Source organism: Streptomyces sp. UNOB3_S3 (genome assembly GCF_020740895.1).
In the GTDB taxonomy this organism is placed as follows: Bacteria; Actinomycetota; Actinomycetes; order Streptomycetales; family Streptomycetaceae; genus Streptomyces.
This window is the reverse complement of sequence record NZ_JAILXP010000106.1, coordinates 1-19,451: the sequence shown is the minus strand read 5'-3', so window position 1 is coordinate 19,451 and position 19,451 is coordinate 1. Positions and strand designations below refer to the sequence as shown.

General features: G+C 73.5%; 21 protein-coding genes. 7 read left to right on the top strand and 14 right to left on the bottom strand.

The features are described from left to right. Window positions 1-265: 265 nt before the first annotated feature. On the bottom strand, window positions 266-1,060 hold the full coding sequence (locus K6I33_RS14325; protein ID WP_229351754.1) for a zf-HC2 domain-containing protein: 795 nt from the start codon (window positions 1,058-1,060) through the stop codon (window positions 266-268). Next, a complete protein-coding gene (gene sigE / locus K6I33_RS14320) occupies window positions 1,057-1,833 on the bottom strand; it encodes an RNA polymerase sigma factor SigE (RefSeq protein ID WP_229351752.1) in 777 nt (258 codons plus the stop codon). Before sigE ends, K6I33_RS14325 begins: the two co-directional genes overlap by 4 nt. Window positions 1,834-2,020: 187 nt before the next feature. On the opposite strand from sigE, the gene K6I33_RS14315 reads away from it, so the two are divergent. After that, entirely contained in the window at window positions 2,021-2,686 is a 666-nt protein-coding gene (locus K6I33_RS14315) for an O-methyltransferase (protein ID WP_229351749.1), read from the top strand. A gap of 178 nt (window positions 2,687-2,864) precedes the next feature. Here K6I33_RS14315 and K6I33_RS14310 read toward each other — a convergent pair whose 3' ends face one another. Continuing rightward, window positions 2,865-3,032 carry a DUF3117 domain-containing protein gene (locus K6I33_RS14310; protein WP_126915881.1) on the bottom strand — a complete coding sequence of 56 codons (168 nt, stop codon included), beginning with the start codon at window positions 3,030-3,032 and terminating at the stop codon, window positions 2,865-2,867. A 323-nt stretch (window positions 3,033-3,355) separates the two neighbouring features. Here K6I33_RS14310 and K6I33_RS14305 point away from each other — a divergent pair, with 323 nt between their 5' ends. Then, window positions 3,356-4,156 carry an enoyl-CoA hydratase/isomerase family protein gene (locus K6I33_RS14305; RefSeq protein WP_229351747.1) on the top strand — a complete coding sequence of 267 codons (801 nt, stop codon included), beginning with the start codon at window positions 3,356-3,358 and terminating at the stop codon, window positions 4,154-4,156. Between the two features lie 49 nt (window positions 4,157-4,205). Here K6I33_RS14305 and K6I33_RS14300 read toward each other — a convergent pair whose 3' ends face one another. Further along, entirely contained in the window at window positions 4,206-4,799 is a 594-nt protein-coding gene (locus K6I33_RS14300; RefSeq protein ID WP_229351744.1) for a DNA-3-methyladenine glycosylase I, read from the bottom strand. Continuing rightward, complete coding sequence (locus tag K6I33_RS14295; protein ID WP_229351741.1) at window positions 4,796-5,221, bottom strand: DivIVA domain-containing protein; 426 nt, start codon at window positions 5,219-5,221, stop codon at window positions 4,796-4,798. Before K6I33_RS14295 ends, K6I33_RS14300 begins: the two co-directional genes overlap by 4 nt. Window positions 5,222-5,352: 131 nt before the next feature. On the opposite strand from K6I33_RS14295, the gene folP reads away from it, so the two are divergent. Beyond that, complete coding sequence (folP, locus tag K6I33_RS14290; protein WP_229351739.1) at window positions 5,353-6,252, top strand: dihydropteroate synthase; 900 nt, start codon at window positions 5,353-5,355, stop codon at window positions 6,250-6,252. A 10-nt stretch (window positions 6,253-6,262) separates the two neighbouring features. Here folP and K6I33_RS14285 read toward each other — a convergent pair whose 3' ends face one another. Beyond that, the gene (locus tag K6I33_RS14285) at window positions 6,263-7,012 is read right to left on the bottom strand and encodes a TIGR00730 family Rossman fold protein (protein WP_229351736.1); all 750 of its coding nucleotides are present in this window, start codon (window positions 7,010-7,012) and stop codon (window positions 6,263-6,265) included. Window positions 7,013-7,116: 104 nt separating this feature from the next. After that, window positions 7,117-8,196, bottom strand: coding sequence for a succinyl-diaminopimelate desuccinylase (gene dapE, locus K6I33_RS14280; RefSeq protein ID WP_229351734.1), 1,080 nt, complete (start codon window positions 8,194-8,196; stop codon window positions 7,117-7,119). Between the two features lie 73 nt (window positions 8,197-8,269). On the opposite strand from dapE, the gene K6I33_RS14275 reads away from it, so the two are divergent. Together K6I33_RS14275 and K6I33_RS14270 are read left to right on the top strand one after the other, a co-directional pair. Next, window positions 8,270-9,181 (top strand): hypothetical protein, encoded by a 912-nt coding sequence (locus K6I33_RS14275; RefSeq protein ID WP_229351732.1) that lies wholly within the window; start codon window positions 8,270-8,272, stop codon window positions 9,179-9,181. Between the two features lie 289 nt (window positions 9,182-9,470). Continuing rightward, window positions 9,471-9,869, top strand: coding sequence for an ATP-binding protein (locus tag K6I33_RS14270; protein ID WP_229351730.1), 399 nt, complete (start codon window positions 9,471-9,473; stop codon window positions 9,867-9,869). A 111-nt stretch (window positions 9,870-9,980) separates the two neighbouring features. On the opposite strand, the gene dapC is transcribed toward K6I33_RS14270, so the two are convergent. Beyond that, entirely contained in the window at window positions 9,981-11,078 is a 1,098-nt protein-coding gene (gene dapC, locus K6I33_RS14265; protein WP_229351728.1) for a succinyldiaminopimelate transaminase, read from the bottom strand. 106 nt (window positions 11,079-11,184) lie between these two features. After that, window positions 11,185-11,514 carry a ferredoxin gene (fdxA, locus tag K6I33_RS14260; RefSeq protein WP_229351726.1) on the bottom strand — a complete coding sequence of 110 codons (330 nt, stop codon included), beginning with the start codon at window positions 11,512-11,514 and terminating at the stop codon, window positions 11,185-11,187. A gap of 114 nt (window positions 11,515-11,628) precedes the next feature. Between fdxA and K6I33_RS14255 the strand changes: the two genes are divergently transcribed. Both K6I33_RS14255 and K6I33_RS14250 read left to right on the top strand, forming a co-directional pair. Next, window positions 11,629-12,633: a GNAT family N-acetyltransferase gene (locus K6I33_RS14255; protein WP_229351724.1), complete on the top strand. Its 1,005-nt coding sequence runs from the start codon at window positions 11,629-11,631 to the stop codon at window positions 12,631-12,633. A 62-nt stretch (window positions 12,634-12,695) separates the two neighbouring features. Next, on the top strand, window positions 12,696-13,559 hold the full coding sequence (locus K6I33_RS14250) for a transglutaminase-like domain-containing protein (RefSeq protein ID WP_229351722.1): 864 nt from the start codon (window positions 12,696-12,698) through the stop codon (window positions 13,557-13,559). Between the two features lie 15 nt (window positions 13,560-13,574). Here K6I33_RS14250 and K6I33_RS14245 read toward each other — a convergent pair whose 3' ends face one another. The 5 genes from K6I33_RS14245 to K6I33_RS14225 all read right to left on the bottom strand — a co-directional run. Continuing rightward, complete coding sequence (locus K6I33_RS14245; RefSeq protein ID WP_308297155.1) at window positions 13,575-14,204, bottom strand: response regulator transcription factor; 630 nt, start codon at window positions 14,202-14,204, stop codon at window positions 13,575-13,577. A gap of 16 nt (window positions 14,205-14,220) precedes the next feature. Further along, window positions 14,221-15,438 (bottom strand): sensor histidine kinase, encoded by a 1,218-nt coding sequence (locus K6I33_RS14240; protein ID WP_229351719.1) that lies wholly within the window; start codon window positions 15,436-15,438, stop codon window positions 14,221-14,223. Window positions 15,439-15,487: 49 nt separating this feature from the next. Next, window positions 15,488-16,228 (bottom strand): ABC transporter permease, encoded by a 741-nt coding sequence (locus tag K6I33_RS14235; RefSeq protein WP_229351716.1) that lies wholly within the window; start codon window positions 16,226-16,228, stop codon window positions 15,488-15,490. Continuing rightward, window positions 16,225-17,178 (bottom strand): ABC transporter ATP-binding protein, encoded by a 954-nt coding sequence (locus tag K6I33_RS14230; protein WP_229351714.1) that lies wholly within the window; start codon window positions 17,176-17,178, stop codon window positions 16,225-16,227. The genes K6I33_RS14235 and K6I33_RS14230 overlap by 4 nt, the downstream gene beginning before the upstream one ends. A gap of 150 nt (window positions 17,179-17,328) precedes the next feature. After that, window positions 17,329-19,451: hypothetical protein (locus tag K6I33_RS14225; protein ID WP_229351711.1), on the bottom strand; the 2,123-nt coding region annotated here is incomplete at its 5' end.

The following is a 19,451-nucleotide window of genomic DNA, read 5'->3' as shown; positions in this document are numbered from 1 at the left end:
GTGCTGTACGGGTCCGGGGCGTGCAGCGGCGCGGCGGGGGTGTCGTCCGGGCCCGCGAGCGGCTGCGGCGGGACGCCCTCCGGTGTGCGCCTGCGGTGCCACCAGTGCGGCTTGGGCGCGGACGCCCGCGCCTTCCCCTCGTCCATTCCTCTCCCCACCGTTCGTCGCGGAGGCGCGCATGCGGAAACACGCGCGCCCCACAGACGATTACACCAGGTCCCCGGCCATGTGCGGAGGGGGGAGGCCGCCGGGATCCCGCCCGCGATCAGCGCGGTGGCGCCACCGGGGCCGAGGGTGCCGGCGGCTTGGCCTGTGGCTGCGCCGCGAGGGTCGCGGGCTTGCGCACCATCGGCGGCAACAGCCGCGCGCCGGAGGGGCGCAGCAGGGTGACGCCCGCGGCCAGCGGGGCCGCGAACGTCGCCGACAGCTCCTGCGCCGCCGGCTGCGTCCGGCCCAGGTCGCGCTGGTCCAGGGGCACGCCCTGCACCGACCCGAGGGAGCTGGTGGCCGCGCTGTTGCCGTCGCCGCGGGCCTGCCGCGACGCCACGGGCGTCTCCAGCGGCTGCGCCCCGGCCAGGGCTATCGCGGCCAGCGAGACCGCCCCAGCAGCCGCGAAGGCGAACCGTCGGCCGCGCGAGCCGCTGCCCTGCCCGACCGGGTGGGTGCGGAAGCCCCGGTCACGCGGCTGGGGGCCGACCGCCGGAAGCAGGCCGAAGGCCTCCGCCCCGGCGCCGAAGGCGGCTCTTCCCACGGCCGGGATGCCGTCCGCGCCCTCGTCACCGGACGGCGCGGGCGGGCCGCCCGGCCCGCCCGTGGTGCCACCGCCCGGCAGGCCTTGCAGCCGGGCGAGCAGCGAGTCGGAGAGCGGTGGCGGCGCGGCCTCCGCGAACACGTTTTTGAGCCGACGCTGCGCGTCGGCTTCCGCTTTGCATGTCCAGCAGGTGGCGAGGTGCGCCAGCACCCGCTCCCGCGAATCGTGCCCCAACTCCCCGTCGACGAGGGCAGCGAGGCGGTCGCCGAGATGGTGCTCGGCGGGGGACTGACCGCCGGAGGTGGTCACGCGATCCCGACCTCCCCACTGAGAGGCGCGCCGGAGGCCAGACCCGCCACCGCGCGCTGCTCGGCCCGGGCGGCGGGCGAGCGGTGCTGGAGCGCCTTGCGGAGGTGGGAGCGGCCGCGGTGGATACGGCTGCGCACGGTGCCGAGCTTGACGCCGAGGGTCGCGGCGATCTCCTCGTAGGAGAGCCCCTCGATGTCGCACAGGACGACCGCGGCGCGGAACTCCGGCGCGAGGGTGTCCAGCGCCTGCTGGACGTCCGCGTCGAAGTGGGTGTCGTTGAAGTGCTGCTGCGGGGACGGCTCACGGCTGGGGAGCCGCTCGGCGGCGTCCTCGCCCAGCGCGTCGAAGCGGATGCGCTGACGGCGCCGGACCATGTCGAGGAACAGGTTCGTGGTGATGCGGTGGAGCCAGCCCTCGAACGTCCCCGGGGTGTACGTGGACAGGGAGCGGAAGACCCGGACGAAGACCTCCTGGGTGAGGTCCTCGGCGTCGTGCTGGTTTCCGGTGAGGCGGTAGGCGAGACGGTAGACCCGTGCGCTGTGCGTGCTGACGATCTCCTCCCAGCTGGGAGGAGTCCACGCCTGCGTGTCCGCGTCGGTGGCGAAAGTCGCGGTGGTCGCGGTACGGGCGGCGTTGGAACGGTCAGCGGTGTAGGTCACGGATTTCGGCTCGGGAGCGGACCTGCGGAGGCGCCTGAGCACTCCCCGGCGGTCGCCACCCGCAGCCGCACCTCCCCTGTCGGCTCTGGTGGTGTCCAGTGGAGCCCCTACCATATCCACCTCGCCCGTTAGCTCCGGATAAGCATTTTTGACCCGGATTTTGGTCTTGATCCGTTGTCATCCGTGACGAACGGCCCGCGCCGGTGGTTCCCGCCGGTCCCCGCCCCTTCCGTCGGCGTCCCGTACTCGTCAACGCCCGGTCCCATCTGCGGGTTCCCGTGGGCAGCGGATACAGTCACGGTTGCGTCGACTACGGGGACAGGAGAGGGCCATTACCGGCAACCAGCAGACGAGCTGGGCGTTCGCCGAGGTGTTCGTCGCCGAGGACGAGGCACTGCGCTGGGCCCGGGACCGGGCCTACGAGGCAGGGCTCACCTCGGTGTCGAACGGCACCGGTGGGGCGCTGCGCCTGCTCGCCGCCGCTGTGGACGCCAAGGCCGTCGCCGAGATCGGCACCGGCACCGGGGTCTCCGGCATCCACCTGCTGCACGGCATGCGGCCGGACGGGGTGCTGACCACCGTGGACAGCGATCCGGAGTGCCAGCAGTTCGCCCGTCAGGCCTTCCGCGCCGCGGGCTTCGCCGGCAACCGGGCGCGCTTCATCCCCGGCCGGGCCCTGGAGGTGCTGCCCCGGCTCGCGGACGGCGGATACGACCTGGTCTTCTGCGACGGTGACCGGATGGAGTCCCTCGACTACCTAGCCGAATCGTTGCGCCTGCTGCGCCCGGGCGGGCTGGTCTGCTTCGAGGGCGTCTTCGCGGACGGCCGTACGGTCGACTCGGCCGTGCCGCCCGCCGAGGTGCAGCGGCTGCGCGAACTGCTGCGGGCCGTCCGGGAGTCCACCGCGCTCGTGCCGTCCCTGCTGCCGGTGGGCGACGGGCTGCTGTGCGCCGTCAAGCGCGGCTGACCGCGAGGGTACGACAGGGCCGGGATACGACGGGGCCGGAGGCACCGGCGGCCGGTGGGCCGCCGGAGGCGGGCCGGTGCCGGAAGCGGATACGCCACCGCCCCGGAGCCGGGACGAAGCCGGGCGGCCGGGGCGGTGGGAGAGAATCGTGGGCCCTGTGGCCCATGAGGCCTGGGCGTCAGACGACGACCTTCTCGAGGGCCTCACCGAGAGCCTTGGCCTCGTCGGGGGTCAGCTCGACGACGAGACGACCGCCGCCTTCGAGCGGAACCCGCATGACGATGCCCCGCCCCTCCTTGGTCACCTCGAGCGGGCCGTCGCCCGTCCGCGGCTTCATGGCCGCCATGCTCGTTCCCCTTCCTGAAACCAGCTCATCGTCAGCCGACGGCCCCGGGAAGGGCACGCGTCACCGGCATCGAACACATTGCTTCCAGGCCATTATCCCGCATCGCGCGACCCAATGACCAACATCAGTCGGCATCCCTTCGGCAACGCGCTGCCGCAAAACCACTCAATTCGGGGATCGCACGGTATTCCTGCGTAGCTCTCACGGCCGTCACGATGGCTGATTCTTTGACGCAGGTCACATATCCGGTCCCGATGATCTCCGGCATCCTGGGCACGCATCCGCGCACTAGCGCCGCAGCCGACCCAGGGAGGGACCGCACCATGGCGGACACCGTGCTCTACGAGGTGACCGACGGGCTCGCGACGATCACACTGAATCGTCCCGACGCCATGAACGCGCTGAACACCGAGACGAAGGCCGCCCTCCGGGACACCCTGCGCCAGGCCGGCGACGACCCCGCCGTCCGGGCGGTGCTGCTGACCGCCACCGGGCGGGCCTTCTGCGTGGGCCAGGACCTCAAGGAGCACGTGGCCTCGCTGGCCGCCGACCGCGAGCACGGCACCCGGTCGGCGATGGACACCGTCAAGGACCACTACAACCCCATCGTCACCGCCATCACCCGGATGCCCAAGCCGGTCGTGGCCGGGGTAAACGGCGTGGCGGCGGGCGCCGGCGCGGGCTTCGCCTTCGCGGCGGACTATCGCGTGGTCGCCGACTCGGCCTCCTTCAACACCTCCTTCGCCGGGGTCGCGCTCACCGCCGACTCGGGCGTCTCCTGGACCCTCCCCCGCCTCGTCGGCCATGGCCGCGCCGCCGATCTGCTGCTCTTCCCGCGCAATGTGAGCGCCCAGGAGGCGTACGAGCTGGGCATCGCGAACCGGGTCGTCCCGGCGGCCGAGCTGGCCGCCGCGGCGGCGGAGGTCGCCCGCCGGCTGGCCGACGGGCCGACGGCGGCGTACGCGGCGATCAAGGCGTCGCTCGCCCACGGGGCCGCGCACGGCCTGGAGGAGACGCTGGCCAAGGAGGAGGAGCTGCAGCGCGCGGCGGCCACGACGGAGGACCACGGGATCGCCGTGGCGGCGTTCCTGGCGAAGGAGCGCCCGCGCTTCGTGGGCCGGTAGGAGCCTGCAGGAAGCCGGTAGGAGCCGGTGGAGGCCCTGGGGAGGGGGCTCAGCCCGTTCGGGTGTGACAGCCCGCCAGGTGGTCGTTCACCAGGCCGCACGCCTGCATCAGCGCGTACGCCGTCGTGGGCCCCACGAAGCGGAAGCCGTGCTTCTTGAGGGCCTTGGCCAGTGCTGTCGACTCCGGGGTGACCGGCAGGACGTCGGCCATCGAACGCGGCGCGGGCCGGTTGGCGGGGTCGGGGGCGTGGGACCACACCAGGGCGTCCAGCTCCCCCGGCGCCAGCTCCGCGGCGGCGCGCGCGTTGGCCAGCGTCGCCGCGATCTTGGCGCGGTTGCGGATGATGCCCGGGTCGGCCAGCAGCCGTTCGGCGTCCTCCTCCGTGAAGGCCGCCACCTTCTCGATGGAGAAGCCCGCGAACGCGGCCCGGAACCCCTCGCGGCGCCGCAGGATCGTCAGCCACGACAGGCCCGACTGGAAGGCCTCCAGCGTTATCCGCTCGAACAGGGCGTCGTCGCCGTGGACCGGGAGGCCCCATTCGGTGTCGTGGTAGACGCGGTAGTCCGCGAGGGACTCCGCCTCCAGCCCCCACGGGCAACGGGCCAGGCCGTCCGGCCCGATGACCACTCCAGCGCCGCTCATGACGCCTTCCCCTTCCCCTGGCTGTCCTGCGGCTCCTGCTTCCCGGGCCGCTCCTGCTCGTGCTCCTCCGCGCCGCTCTCGCGCTCCAGCAGCCCCTGCACCCCTATCGCCGCCGCCTGTGCCCCGGCGAGCGCCGCCTCCAGCTCGGCGATGCGGGCGTCGCGCTCGGCGAGCTCCGCGCCGAGCCGGTCCAGGGCGTCGTCGGTCTCGGCCATGCGGTAGCCGCGCAGGGCCAGGGGCAGGCGCAGCGCCTCGACGTCGGCCCGGCCCAGCGCCCGGCCGGCGGGCAGGGGCCAGGCCATCCGGTCGTGGGCGGCCTCGGGCAGGGCGTCCCCACCGCCGCCGTCACCGCCTCCCCCGGCGACGGCGAGCGTGACCGCGGCGACCACCACGACCAGCGCGATGAGCAAGAACCAGAACACGGCCGTCCCCTCGTTACGTCCACAGGTCGTCACATCCACCGGCCGGCGTCGGCCAAACCGTCGACTCCGATCGTGCCATGCCGCACTGACAGTTAAGGTCGCTGGCGGACCAGGGAGAGGAAGAACCGAAAATGCTGCGGCTTGGACGACGCGAGTTCGACACCCACGAACCGGTGATCATGGCGATCGTCAACCGGACCCCGGACTCCTTCTACGACCAGGGCGCCACGTTCCGCGACGAGCCGGCGCTCGCCCGGGTGGAGCAGGCCGTGGCCGAGGGCGCCGCCATCATCGACATCGGCGGGGTCAAGGCGGGCCCCGGCGCCGAGGTGACGGCCGAGGAGGAGGCCCGGCGCACGGTCGGGTTCGTCGCGGAGGTCCGGCGGCGCCACCCGGACGTGGTCATCAGCGTCGACACCTGGCGGCACGACGTGGGCGAGGCGGTCTGCGAGGCCGGGGCGGACGTGCTGAACGACGCGTGGGGCGGTGTGGACCCCAAGCTGGCCGAGGTGGCCGCCCGTTACGGCGCGGGCCTGGTGTGCACCCACGCGGGCGGTGTGGAGCCGCGGACGCGGCCGCACCGCGTCGAGTACGACGACGTGATGGCGGACATCCTGCGGGTGACGCTGGGGCTGGCGGAGCGGGCCGTGGAGCTGGGCGTGCGGCGCGACGGCATCATGATCGATCCGGGGCACGACTTCGGCAAGAACACCCGTCACTCGCTGGAGGCCACCCGCCGGCTGGGCGAGATGGCGGACACGATTCCCCGAGCTCTCGGCTTCGCTCGAGCAGGGGATACCCCATTGCCGGTGCTCGTCTCGCTGTCCAACAAGGACTTCGTGGGCGAGACGCTGGACCGGCCGGTGAAGGAGCGGGTCATCGGGACGCTGGCGACGACGGCGGTGTCCGCCTGGCTCGGCGCGCAGGTGTACCGCGTGCACGAGGTCGCGGAGACGAAGCAGGTGCTCGACATGGTGGCGGCCATCGCCGGCCACCGCGCGCCCGCGGTGGCCCGGCGAGGGCTGGCGTAGGCCGGGCCCGTCAGGTGCCGGCCTCCTTCGTCACCACCCCGATCGCCTCCTCGACGTCGTCGGTGATGTGGAAGAGCTGGACGTCCGCGGGGCTCATCTTGCCCTGGGGGACGAGCGTGTGCTCCAGCCAGTCCACCAGGCCCTGCCAGTAGTCGGTCCCGAAGAGGACGATGGGGAAGCGGGTGACCTTCTTCGTCTGGACGAGCGTGAGGGCCTCGAAGAGCTCGTCGAGGGTGCCCAGCCCGCCGGGCAGGACCACGAAGCCGCTCGCGTACTTCACGAACATCGTCTTGCGGACGAAGAAGTACCGGAAGTCGACGCCCAGGTTCACATAGGGGTTGAGGCCCTGTTCGAAGGGCAGCTCGATGCCGAGGCCGACGGAGATCCCGCCGGCCTCCATCGCGCCCCTGTTGGCGGCCTCCATCGCCCCGGGCCCGCCGCCGGTGATGACGGCGAAGCCCGCCTCGACGAGGCCGCGCCCGATGGCCACCCCGGCCTCGTACTCCGGTGAGCCGGGCTTCGTACGGGCCGAGCCGAACACGCTGATCGCCGGTGGCAGTTCGGCGAGCGCGCCGAAGCCCTCGACGAACTCGGACTGGATGCGCAGGACGCGGAAGGGGTCCTCGTGGACCCAGTCCGCCGTCCCCCGGGTGTCCAGCAGATGCTGGTCCGTGGTGCCCGCCTGCATCTGGCCGTGCCGGCGGACGACCGGCCCCCGGCGCTGTTCCCGTCGCCCGCGCGACGCCTCGGGACTGCCCATGCCGTGCTCCCTCCGCCGCGGGCCGCAGAACCCGCGGATCGTCGGTCTCGTTGCTGTTCAGGGTAGGCCGTGGGCGCCGGGGCGCCGCCCCCCGGACGTGCGGATCAAGCCGTCAGCCAGGCCCGCAGCCGCTCCTCGCACCGGGCGATCTTCGCGGTGTCCACGTGCTCGTCCCGCTTGTGGGCGTAGAGGGGGTCGCCGGGGCCGTAGTTGACGGCGGGCACGCCGAGGGCGCTGAAGCGGGCCACGTCCGTCCAGCCGAACTTGGGCCGTGCCGTGCCGCCGACCGCCGCCATGAAGGCCACGGCCGCCGGGTGGTCGAGGCCCGGGCGGGCGCCGCCGGAGCTGTCGTCGACGACGAACTCGGCGACGCCGCAGTCCGCGAAGACCTCGTGGACGTGCGCGAGCGCCTCCTCCGGGGTGCGGTCGGGGGCGTAGCGGAAGTTCACCGTCACGGTGCACTCGTCGGGGATGACGTTGTTGGCGACGCCGCCCTCGATCCGTACCGCGTTGAGGCCCTCGTGGTACTCGAGCCCGTCGACGACGGGGCGGCGCGGCTCGTAGGCGGCGAGGCGGGCGAGGATGGGGGCGGCGGCGTGGACGGCGTTGGAGCCCATCCAGCTCCGCGCCGAGTGGGCCCGCTCGCCCGTCGTGCGCAGCAGGACGCGCAGGGTGCCCTGGCAGCCGCCCTCGACCTCGCCCTCGGAGGGCTCCAGGAGGATGGCGAAGTCGCCCGCCAGCCAGTCGGGGTGGGCTTCGGCGACGTGGCCGAGGCCGTTGAGGTGGGCGGCGACCTCCTCGTTGTCGTAGAAGACGAAGGTGAGGTCGCGGTTGGGCTCGGGGACGGTCGCGGCGACGCGCAGCTGCACGGCGACGCCGGACTTCATGTCGCTGGTGCCGCAGCCCCACAGGATGCCGTTCTCGTCGAGGCGGGAGGGCACGTTGTCCGCGATGGGCACGGTGTCGATGTGGCCGGCGAGGACGACCCGCTCGGCGCGGCCCAGGTTCGTGCGCGCCACGACGTTGTTGCCGTGCCGGTCGACGGTCAGGTGCGGGAGCTTGCGCAGCTCGGTCTCGATGGCGTCGGCGAGTGCCTTCTCGTCACCGCTCTCGGAACGGAAGTCGACGAGCCGGGCGGTGAGGGCGGCGGCGTCGAGGGACAGGTCCAGTGCGGGATGATCCATGCGGCGAGCCTAACGCGACGCCCGGTACGGTCCGGAGGGGCCGCCGGGCGGTCTCTCAAGTAACGTGGCCCGCATGTCCGGGATCATCGTCACCCGCCGTGGCCGCCTGCTGCGCACCGTGGCCGCCTGCGCCGTGCTGCTGGCGCTGGTCGGCTATCTGGTGGCGCAGCTGATCACCGGTGGTCCGGGGGCACCGCGCTGCACGATGCGGGCGAACGGGCAGACGTACTCCCTCTCGCCCGAGCAGGCGGTCAACGCGGCGACGATCTCCGCCGTGGGGTCGGCGCGCGGGCTGCCGGAGCGGGCCGTGACGATCGCGCTGGCCACGGCGATGCAGGAGTCGGGGCTGCGCAACATCCATCACGGTGACCGCGATTCGCTGGGGCTGTTCCAGCAGCGGCCGACCCAGGGCTGGGGCACGGCGGCGCAGATCACGGACCCGGTCTACGCGGCGGGGAAGTTCTACGACCATCTGGTGGAGGTGCCGGGCTACTCGCGGCTGCCGCTGACGGTGGCGGCGCAGAAGGTGCAGCGCAGCGGTTTCCCGCAGGCGTACGCCAAGCACGAGCCGGACGCGTCGCTGCTGTCGTCGGGGCTGACGGGCCGTGCGGTGGCCTCGTTCAGCTGTACGAAGAGCCCGAGCGACGGCAAGGCCGGGGATCCGGTGGCGGTGCGGGCGAAGCTGAGCCGTGAGTTCGGCGTGGAGGTGACCCCCTCTGTCACCGGGGACGGCCGGGCCGGGGTGGCCGGCGGCCGCACGGTGACCGTGCCGGTGCGTCCGGGGCCGGACGACGAGACGCCGGGGCGGCGCGGCTGGGCGGTGGCGTCCTGGGCGGTGGCGCACGCGGCGGAACTGCGGATCGAGCGGATCTCCTTCGGCGGCCGGGAGTGGTCGGCGGAGAATTCGGCGGACGGCTGGCGGAAATCGGCGGAAGAAGCGGGCGGCACCGATGTGCCGGCGGTTCGGATCACGACCGTTCAGTAGTACGACCATCCCCTCGCCGGGAGTACGTGCGGCATACGCGGGTTGCCGGGTCGGCGGGAATCCGCACGCGTTCTCGACTTGCCCCCAACTTCCTTGTGACTAAAGGCTTTTCGGGCTTCCGTATCGATTGACAACCTGCCCGGTATGGCGGGTTTTCACCGGGCCCGATAATGCGACGCATTACCCAGTCTTTACCTTGTTCCACCGCAACCTTCCCCGGGCTCACGCGGTAGTCACTGCGTCCGCACGCCGGACAGCAACCGACCTCCCACTCCGTCAAAGGAGCAACATGTCCCTCCCCCTCACGCGCCGGATCGCCCGGGTGGCCCTGCTCGTCGCAGCGGGTGCCGCTCCCGTCGTCGGCGCGGCCGGATCTGCGAGCGCCGCGGACCTCACCAAGGCCACGGATCTGGCCCCGGTGAGCGCGCTGGACACCTCGACCGTGAGCAAGACCGCCGGTGCCACGTCCCAGCAGGCCGGCACCATGGCGACGGGCGTCGGGCAGAAGGCCGTCGGCACGGCCGTTCCGGTGGCGTCCCACGCGGTGCACAAGGCCGGCAGCGAGACCGTTCCCGCCGCCAACAAGGCCGCGGGCAACCTCGTGGGCGGCGCCGCCACGGCCGTCGGCGGCACGGCGCAGGGCGTGACCAAGGGCGGCGTCCCGCAGCTGCCCGGCGTCGGCGGCTGATCCGTCCGACGGACGCGGCGGCATCACGCGAACAGCAGCGGCACCGAGGGGCCCGGGAGCGAAAGCTCCCGGGCCCCTCGTCGTGCGTGCCGCGCGCGGCGTGCGTAGGCGCTACTCGGCCAGACGACGGACCGCCGCCTCCACCCGCTCATCGGTGGCGGTGAACGCGATCCGTACGAAGCGCTCGCCCGCCGGACCGTAGAAGTCACCCGGCGCGACGAGGATGCCGCGCTTGGAGAGCTCGCCGACCGTCTCCCAGCACGACTCGTCGCGCGTGGCCCACAGGTACAGCGAGGCCTCGCTGTGCTCGATCCGGAAGCCCGCTGCCTCGAAGGCGGCGCGCAGCGCGTCCCGGCGGCGGGCGTAGCGCTCCCGCTGCTCGGCGACGTGCGCGGAGTCGCCCAGGGCCGCGACGGTGGCGGCCTGGACCGGGGCGGCGACCATCATCCCGCCGTGCTTGCGGATCTGGAGCAGCTCACCGAGGACGGCCGGGTCGCCCGCGATGAACGCGGCGCGGTAGCCGGCGAGATTGGAGCGCTTGGAGAGCGAGTGGACGGCGACGATCCCCTCGTACGAGCCGCCGCAGACGTCCGGGTGGAGCACGGAGACGGGGTCGGCCTCCCAGCCCAGCTCCAGGTAGCACTCGTCGCTGAAGACCAGCACACCGTGCTCGCGGGCCCAGGCCACCGCGCGGCGCAGCTCCTCCTTGGACAGGACGCGGCCGGTGGGGTTGGACGGCGAGTTCAGCCACAGCAGCTTCAGGCCGGCCGGGTCGAGCTCCGTAGGGTCGTCGTAGACGACGGGCTCGGCGCCCACGAGCCGCGCGCCGACCTCGTAGGTCGGGTAGGCGAGGCGGGGGTAGGCGACCTTGTCGCCGGGGCCGAGGCCGAGCTGGGTCGGCAGCCAGGCCACCAGCTCCTTGGAGCCGACGACCGGCAGCACATTGGCGTGCGTCAGGCCCCGGGCGCCCAGGCGGCGCTCCACCCAGCCGGTCAGCGCGTCGCGCAGCGCGGCCGTGCCCCACACCGTGGGATAGCCGGGGCTGTCGGCCGCGTCGGCCAGCGCCCGCTGGACCACGGCGGGCACCGGGTCGACCGGGGTGCCCACCGACAGGTCCACGATGCCGTCGGGGTGGGCGGCCGCGGTGGCCTTGTAGGGCTCGAGCCGGTCCCAGGGGAAGACGGGGAGACGGGAAGAGACTGCGCTCACGGTGCTCGCTGCTCGCTCTCGTGCGCTAGGGGTGGCCGGTGGGGGAGAAAGTGCGGCGGCCCCGTACGGCGGTGGCCGTACGGGGCCGCGGCGGAACCGCTGTGGGTCAGTGCTCCGGGTTGATGTCCGCGGGCAGAGACGCGATGAAGGGGTGGTCGCGCTCGATCAGGCCCAGCTTGGAGGCGCCACCGGGCGAACCGAGCTCGTCGAAGAACTCGACGTTCGCCTTGTAGTAGTCCTTCCACTCCTCCGGCGTGTCGTCCTCGTAGAAGATCGCCTCGACGGGGCAGACCGGCTCACAGGCACCACAGTCGACGCATTCGTCCGGGTGGATGTACAAGGACCGGGAGCCCTCGTAGATGCAGTCGACGGGGCACTCCTCGATGCACGCCTTGTCCTTCACGTCGACACAAGGCTGCGCGATGACGTAGGTCACGCTGTCGTTCCTCCTCGGTAGGGCTCATCTCGCGCGGGAGCGCGGCGTCGTCGATGCCCACACCTAGTATCTCCCTCCCCGGGCACATGACGAACAAGAGGGGCGGGCGGAGCTGTGGAATTCACCACGGGCGGAAGACTGGAGGTCCGGATCTCCACGGCAGATGTGGGAAAAAGGGTCTCCGTACGACGGCTGAACGACTCCGGGAGTTCGGAGCGTTTCACCGACGCGGTGGGGGTGCTGACCTCCTGGAGCGACGGTGTGCTGCGAATCACACGACGCACCGGGGAGATCGTGGAGGTCCCCGAGTCCTCCCTGGTCGCCGGCAAGGTCGTCCCCACGGCCCCCGCCCGGCGCCGGGGCCCCGCCGCCGGGCTGCGCGAGCTCCAAGAGGTCGCGGCGCGCGGCTGGCCCGCCCGCGAGACCGCCCGGCTGGGCGGCTGGACGCTGCGCGCCGCGGGCGGCTTCACCACCCGGGCCAACTCCGCCCTGCCCCTCGGCGACCCCGGGCTGCCCCTGCCGGAGGCCCTGGACCGGGTGGCCGCCTGGTACGCGGAGCGTGACCTGCCGGCGTACCTCCAGGTCGCCACGGGCCACCCGGACGCGGACGAGCGGCTGGACGCGGAGCTCGCCCGGCACGGCTGGACGGCCGAGCGGCACGCCGTGACCCGGACGGCCGCGCTGGCGCCCGTCGCCGACGCCGTGGCCCCCGGCACGGGTGACGTCCGGCTGACCCGCGAGCCGGACGCGGCCTGGCTCACCGCCTACGGGCGGAGCGGCGCGGACCCGGCGGACGCGCGGGCCGTGCTGGGCGGCGGGCCGTCGGTGTGGTTCGCGACCGTGCCGGGAGCCGCCGGGGAGCGCCCGGCGGCCGTGGCGCGCTGTGTCGTCGACGGCCGGTGGGCCGGGTTCGCGGCGCTGGACGTGGCCCCGGAGCGGCGCCGGGAGGGGCTGGGCACCCTCGTCATGGCCCGGCTGGCCCAGGAGGCGCTGCGCGAAGGGGCCTCGGCGGCGTACCTCCAGGTCGAGACGGACAACGCGGCCGCGGCCGCGCTCTATGACGAGCTCGGCTTCACCACCCACCACGCCTACCACTACCGTCGCGGCCCTCAACGCTGACACGGTCGCACCATGGACAGTGGCGGTGGCTGCGCCACCGCCCCGAGGGGTACGAGGCACGCATGTACGACGACACCACCGCCCGGCGCCGCCGCTTCGCCGGAGCCGCCCGGGACGACCGGCCCGACCTGACGCTGCTGTGCCTGCTGATCGCCGCGGAGGCCGAGGCCGTGGCGGGCGGGGAGCCGGGCGAGGAGGCGGCCGAGGAAGCGGCCGACGCCGCGCAGATGGAGCTGGACCGGCTCGCCGGGTCGCTGCCCGCGCTGGGCCGCGGGGCGGCCCCGGCCCGCTGGGCGGACGCCCTGGCCACGGTCCTCGGCGAGCGCTGCGGCTTCCACGGCTCGCCCGTGGACTACCGGCGGCTGGAGTCCTCGCTCCTGCCCGAGGTGCTCCGGCGGCGACGCGGGCTGCCGATCCTGCTGTCCGTGGTGTGGATGGAGGTCGCCCGCCGGGCGGGCGCGCCCGTGTACGGGGTGGCGCTCCCCGGCCACTTCGTCGTCGGCCTCGGCGACCCGCTGGGCGAGCATGTGCTCGTCGACCCCTTCGACGGCGGCCGGGTCCTCTCCGAGGAGGACGCGGGGCTGCTGGTCGCGGGCGCCACGGGCACGCCCCTGACACCGTCGATGTTCTCCCCGGCCGCGCCCCAGGAGATCGTGCTGCGCGTCCTGAACAACATCCGCGCCTGGGCCGCGGCGCGCCCCGAGCGCAGCGACGTCCAGCTGTGGGCCGTCGAGCTGTCCCTCCTCCTGCCCAGCCACCCGGCCAGGCTCCGCTACGAGCGGGCCGAGCTCCTCGTCGAGCGCGGCGACTTCGCGCGGGGCGCGCGGGAGCTGGAGGAGTACGCGGAGGTCCTCGCGGCGGTAGAGCCGGAGGCCGCGGAGACGGTCCGCCACCAGGCGCTGGCCGCGCGGGCGATGCTCAACTGATCGCGGGGTGCCGCGTCACAGCCACCCCTTGTCCCGCGCGATGCGGACAGCCTCCGCACGGTTGCGGGCGCCCGTCTTCTGGATGGCCGTCGAAAGATAATTCCGCACCGTCCCGTGCGAAAGATGCAGCTTCCGCGCCAGCTCCGCGTTGGTCGAGCCGTCGGCGGACGCGGTGAGGACCGCGCGCTCCCGGTCGGTCAGCGGGTTCGCCCCCTCGGCGAGCGCGGCCGCCGCCAGCGTCGGGTCGATGACGCGCTCGCCGCGCAGCACCCGCCGCAGCGCGTCCGCCAGCTGGGCCGCCGGGGCGTCCTTCACCAGGAACGCGTCGGCGCCGGACTCCATCGCCCGGCGCAGATAGCCGGGCCGCCCGAAGGTCGTCAGGATGACGACCTTGAGCCCCGGAAGTTCCCGGCGCAGCAGCGCCGCCGCGTCGAGCCCGGTCATCCCGGGCATCTCGATGTCCAGCAGCGCCACGTCGAGGGACGTGGCACGAGCCGCGTCCAGTACCTCGTCGCCCCGGGCCACCTGCGCGACGACCTCGATGTCGTCCTCCAGGCCGAGGAGCGCGGCCAGCGCCTCCCTGACCATCGACTGGTCCTCGGCGAGGAGGACACGAATATTCCCGGGCGGCTGTGCTGAATTCACAGCGACAGGGTAGAGGTCAGACGGCCACCCGGCGCGAGAGCGGTACGCACGCCCGCAGCAGGAACCCGCCGCGCGGGCCCGTGCCGGTCTCCAGCCGGCCGTCGGCGAGGGCGAGCCGTTCGTCCAGGCCGGTCAGCCCGTTCCCGTAACCGCGCCCCGGCCCGCGGCCGTTGTCGGTGACGGTCAGGCACATGTCGTCGCCCGCCTCCGTGAGCGTCACCTCGCAGCGCGTGGCACCGCTGTGCCGGACGACGTTGGTCACCGCCTCGCGCAGCGCCCACGCCAGGGCGCCCTCCTCGTCGGGCGGCAGATCGGGGTGGCCGGCCGCGGCCCGGGTCAGGTCGGCGGCGATGCCGGCGGCGGCCAGGGCGGTACGGGCCCCGGCGAGCTCGGCCTCCAGGGTGGGGCGGCGAAAGCCGCTCACCGCCTCCCGGACGTCCACCAGCGCCTGCCGGCTCACCCGCTCGATGTCGGCGACCTGCCGGGCCGCCTCCTCCGGCTTGTCCGGGAGCATCCGCCCGGCCAGCTCGCTCTTGAGCGTGATCAGCGAGAGGGAGTGGCCGAGCAGGTCGTGGAGGTCGCGGGCGAGCCGCAACCGCTCCTCGTTGGCGGCGAGATGGGCCACCGTGGCCCGCGCCTCGCGCAGCGCACGGGTCGTCAGGGCCATCTGCCGCACCCCCACCATCGCGAAGCCGCCGAGCAGCGCGGGGACGATGAGGGCCACGATGAGCTCCGCCACCGTGCCCCGCATGCTCGCGCCGACGGCCACCAGTACCCCCGTGACCAGTGGAACGGCGGCGCGAGCAAGCTTCGTGGGGAGGACCGCCCCGCAGGCGATGCTCGAGAAGACGAAGAGCACCAGCCAGGGGGACCCCAGCGTGAAGGACAGGACGAGGGCCAGGGACAGCATCGTCCCCAGCCAGCCGAGCACCTTGGGGCGGTCCAGGGCCCGCGAGGTGTGGCGGAAGACCAGCGTCAGGTAGACGGCCACGAAGGCCACCAGGCCCACCCCGCCCAGGACGTCGCCGGCCAGGGTGTGGTGGTCGCCAAGGACGTCCTCGGCCGGGGCGGCGAGGTAGAAGAACCAGATGGAGATCCACAGCAGTTTGATCACTATCTGGCGGCGGTTCTCGGGCTGGGCGCCGATGCCGTTGTGGGTCTCGGCGGACGACGGGTCGTCCTCGATCTCCAAGGCGGCGCGCCAAGGGTTCCGGCGTCGCTCGCGTCCGGCCATCGGCCCCACTTCTCCCTCCGTCCGTCCCGTCATCCGTCCCGCGCCACGCTCAGGCCTTGCGGGTGTCCTTGCGGTAGAGCCAGGCGGCACACCCGGCGAAGACGACAAGATAGGCCAGCAGCAGGCCGACGTCCTTCAGGTGCGGCGCGTCGCCCCCCTCGATGGCGTGGCCGAGCGCCGCGTAGGCGTAGGTGGGCGTCCACTTGGCGACGGACTGCAGCCAGTCCGGGAAGGTCGTGGTCGGCATCCACAGGCCGCCCAGCATGGACAGCGCGAAGTAGACGATCATCGTGACGGGCCGGACGGCGTCACCCGAGACCAGGTAGCCCAGGGCCACGCCGAGCGCGGCGAAGACGATGCTGCCGGCCCAGATCGAGCCAGTGAGCGCGCCCCACTGCCAGGCGTCGAGCCGGACGTTCTTGACCGCCACGGCGACGGCGAAGACGACGAGGATCGAGGGGAGGGAGACCACGGCGGCCGAGGCCACCTTGGCGGCCACATAGCCGCGGCCGGGCAGGGCGGTCAGGCGCAGCTGGCGCACCCAGCCCTTCTCGCGCTCCTTGGCGATGCGCTCGCTGTTGCCGACGAGGACGGCGGTGATGGCGCCGAAGGAGGACATCGAGACCATCATCAGCAGCGGCAGCGTCAGGCCGGTGCCCTCGACGATCTCCTTCTCGCTGGCGCCACCGGCGATGAGCAGGAAGAGCAGCGCCGGGTAGAGGATGGAGAAGAACATGAACTTCTTGTTGCGCAGGGTGCGCGTTATTTCCAGCTTGACGAGAGTCTTCATCGGGCCGCCTCCTCGGCGGTCGCGGCGTCGTTGATGGCGAGGAAGGCCTGCTCCAGGCCGAGGCCCGCGACCTCGAGGTTGCGCGGGTAGAGACCCAGCCCGTAGAGGGCGTGGACGGTGGCGTCGGCGTCGTGCGACTGGATGCGCACCGTGCGGCCGGACACCTCCAGCGAGGAGAGGAACGGCAGCTCGCGCAGCGCGCCCTCGCCGACCGGCTGGTCGAGGTCGAAGACGATCCGGCGGGCGCCGGCCTTGGCCTTGATCTCGGCGGCCGAGCCGTCGGCGAGCAGCTTGCCGCCGCGCAGCACGATGACGCGGTCGGCGATGGCGTCGGCCTCTTCGAGGTAGTGCGTGGCGAAGAGGACCGTGCGGCCCTGGCGCGTCTGCTCGCGCATCACGCCCCAGAACGCCTGGCGGGCCGAGACGTCCATGCCGGTCGTCGGCTCGTCCAGCACGATCAGGTCGTTGGCGCCCGCCGTGGCCATGGCGAAGCGCACGCGCTGCTCCTGGCCGCCGGAGAGCTTGTTGACCATGCGGTCGGCGATGCCGGTGAGGTCGGCCGCCTCCAGCACCTGCTCGACGGGGAACGCCTTGGGGTGGAGGTCGCAGGCGAGCTTGACGATCTCGCGGACCTTCACCTCCTCCATCAGCCCGCCGGTCTGGAGCATGGCACCGACCCGGCCCTTGAGGATGGCTTCCTGCGGCGTGGTGCCGAAGACCTCGACGCGCCCGGCGTCGGGGTTGCGCAGGCCCAGCAGCAGGTCCAGGGTCGAGGACTTGCCCGCGCCGTTGGGGCCGAGGAGGGCGACGGTCTCGCCCGGGTACAGGTCGAGGCTCAGATCGGTGACGGCGCGCACGGTGCCGTAGTTCTTGCTGACGTTCTCAAAGCTGACCACGGGGGCGCCCGTGCGGCGCCCGTCCCCCGTGTTGACGCTTGCAGTAGTGGTCATGGAGAACATCTTCGCTGGTCAGGGGGTGCCGCCGGCAGTGTCGGACGTCGTGGACCGGACATGACAGATGTCATGGACGGAGCCATGCCCGGACGCACACGAGCCCCCGTGCCGCTGGGGCACGGGGGCTCGTGGGTACGGCGGGCGGGCTCAGCCGGTCTGCTGGATCGTCCCGACCCGCTCGGCGGCCGTCTTGCCGCGCAGCGCCTTGCCGAGGGCGCCCGCGACGTCCTGCGGGGTGACGGGCTTCTTGGTGCCGTCGCCGCGCTGGATGAGGACGCCGTCGAAGGACTTGCCGTAGAGCTGCTTGATCTCCTCGAGGTCGTAGCTCTCGACGAGCTTGCCGCCCACCTCCTTGACGGAGAGGATCTTCGGCAGCGAGAGGGTCGGGCCGAACTGGATCCTGTGGGCCGCGTCCGTCTGCACGAAGACCGGGCCGGACATCGCGGGCTGCGCGAACTCCTGCATCATCCGGTCGACCTCGGCGTTGGTCACCTTCGGCTGCTGCGAGGACGTCGTCAGCTCGACGGGCTTGTCCTTGCCCGTGGCCGCGCGGTCGCGGTAGGCCTGGGCGATCGCCTTGACCGACTTGTCCACGTCCACGCCCTCGTACGGCTTCCCGTAGACGGGGACGGCCTTGCCCGGCTCGAACTTGATCGTGCCGTCCGTCGCCGAGCCGGACTCGCCGGCCAGCGACTTGAGGGCGGCGGCGACCTTCTCCTCGTCGACGTTCAGGGCGGGCTCGGCGGCGTGGGTGTTGCCGATGAGCGAACCCAGCACGGTGACGGGGTTGTAGTCCCGGCCGGACGCGTCGCGCACGGTGGCCTGGGTATCGATGGACAGGCCCGCCACGGAGGGCTTGAGGGCGGCCGGCTTGCCGCCGATGGAGAGCTTCAGCGGCGCGGTGGCGCGGTCGCCCAGGGCCGAGTCGAGCTTCTTGACGGCCTCGTCCTTGGACTTGCCGCCGATGTCGACGCCGAGGACGGTGGTGCCGTTCGGCACGTCGGCGTGATCGAGCAGCAGGCCCGCCGCGTAGGCGGCGGCGACCAGGCCGATGACCCCGCCGCCCAGGAGGACGAGCTTGGAGCGGCCCTTCTTCTTGGGCGCGGGCTTGGCCGCGGCCTTGGGCGCCGGCTTGGCCGGCGGGACCGGCGGCTTGGGCACGCCGCCGGTACCGGGCTTCGCCGGCGGGGGCGGGACGGCCCCCTTGGGCTTGGGCACGGCGATGCGCGGCGCACCGGCGTCCGCCGAGGGCTTCGGCACCTGCCCGGTGGCCGGAGGAACGTTCGGCACGCCGCTGACGAGCGTTTCGCCCGCCGGCTGCGGTACGGGCCGGGGCGCCGCGCCGGGGGCGGGCACGCCGGGCGCGGGCACGCCGGCGGGAGCGGAAGCGGAGGGGGAAGCGGAACCCTTCTGGCCGCGCTTCTTCCTGCCCTTGCCCGCGCCGCCGCCCTGCGGGGCGCCACCGCCCTGCGGGGCCGGCGGCGGAACCATGGGAACGCCCTGGCGCGGGGTGTCGGTGCGCCCGGTCGCGAACGCGGCGCCGCCCGCGGGCACGCCACCGATGGTGGGGCCGACGGTGGGCATGGACATCTGCTGGGCGGTCCCGGCGTTCGGGACACCGCCACCGTTCGCGGCGGCACCGCCCTTGGCACCCGGACCGCCGGGGCGGCCCTTGCCACCGGGCTGCGGCACGCCACCGGCCGGCGAGGCGTCACCGGGCCACGGAGCGCCGCCGTTGGCACCGGGGCCACCGTTCGCGCCGGGAACGCCCGGCTGCGGCACGGCACCCGGCGTCGAGGCGTCACCGGGCCACGGAGCGCCACCGTTGCCACCACGGCGGCCCTTGCCACCGGGCTGCTGCATGCCACCGGGCGTCGAAGCGTCACCCGGCCACGGCGCACCGCCGTTGGCGGCGCCCGGACCGGCCGGGTGGCCCTTGCCGCCGGTCGCACCGGGCGCGCCCGGCCGCGGCACGGCACCCGGACCGCCCGGGTGGCCCTTGCCACCCGGCTGCGGCATGCCGCCGGTCGGCGCGGCGTCACCGGGCCACGGGGCACCGGCACCCGGCACCGGCGGCTGCGGCATCGCACCGGTCGTCGAAGCGTCACCCGGCCACGGAGCACCACCGCCAGCGGCACCCGGAGCGCCCACCTGCGGCACGGCACCCGTCGTCGCGGCGTCACCCGGCCACGGGGCACCGGCACCCGGCACCGGCGGCTGCGGCATCGCGGCGGTGGTGGAGGGGTCCTGCGGCCAGGAGCCACCGGGGG

Excerpts from the sequence above, each read along its gene's own strand:
- K6I33_RS14310 (WP_126915881.1), bottom strand. The coding sequence starts at position 3,032 with ATGGCGGCCATGAAGCCGCGGACGGGCGACGGCCCGCTCGAGGTGACC.
- K6I33_RS14275 (WP_229351732.1), top strand. The coding sequence starts at position 8,270 with ATGTCCGGGATCATCGTCACCCGCCGTGGCCGCCTGCTGCGCACCGTG.
- K6I33_RS14240 (WP_229351719.1), bottom strand. The coding sequence starts at position 15,438 with ATGGCCGGACGCGAGCGACGCCGGAACCCTTGGCGCGCCGCCTTGGAG.
- K6I33_RS14305 (WP_229351747.1), top strand. The coding sequence starts at position 3,356 with ATGGCGGACACCGTGCTCTACGAGGTGACCGACGGGCTCGCGACGATC.
- sigE (WP_229351752.1), bottom strand. The coding sequence starts at position 1,833 with ATGGTAGGGGCTCCACTGGACACCACCAGAGCCGACAGGGGAGGTGCG.
- folP (WP_229351739.1), top strand. The coding sequence starts at position 5,353 with ATGCTGCGGCTTGGACGACGCGAGTTCGACACCCACGAACCGGTGATC.
- dapE (WP_229351734.1), bottom strand. The coding sequence starts at position 8,196 with ATGGATCATCCCGCACTGGACCTGTCCCTCGACGCCGCCGCCCTCACC.
- K6I33_RS14250 (WP_229351722.1), top strand. The coding sequence starts at position 12,696 with ATGTACGACGACACCACCGCCCGGCGCCGCCGCTTCGCCGGAGCCGCC.
- K6I33_RS14270 (WP_229351730.1), top strand. The coding sequence starts at position 9,471 with ATGTCCCTCCCCCTCACGCGCCGGATCGCCCGGGTGGCCCTGCTCGTC.
- K6I33_RS14235 (WP_229351716.1), bottom strand. The coding sequence starts at position 16,228 with ATGAAGACTCTCGTCAAGCTGGAAATAACGCGCACCCTGCGCAACAAG.
- K6I33_RS14285 (WP_229351736.1), bottom strand. The coding sequence starts at position 7,012 with ATGGGCAGTCCCGAGGCGTCGCGCGGGCGACGGGAACAGCGCCGGGGG.
- K6I33_RS14300 (WP_229351744.1), bottom strand. The coding sequence starts at position 4,799 with ATGAGCGGCGCTGGAGTGGTCATCGGGCCGGACGGCCTGGCCCGTTGC.
- K6I33_RS14230 (WP_229351714.1), bottom strand. The coding sequence starts at position 17,178 with ATGACCACTACTGCAAGCGTCAACACGGGGGACGGGCGCCGCACGGGC.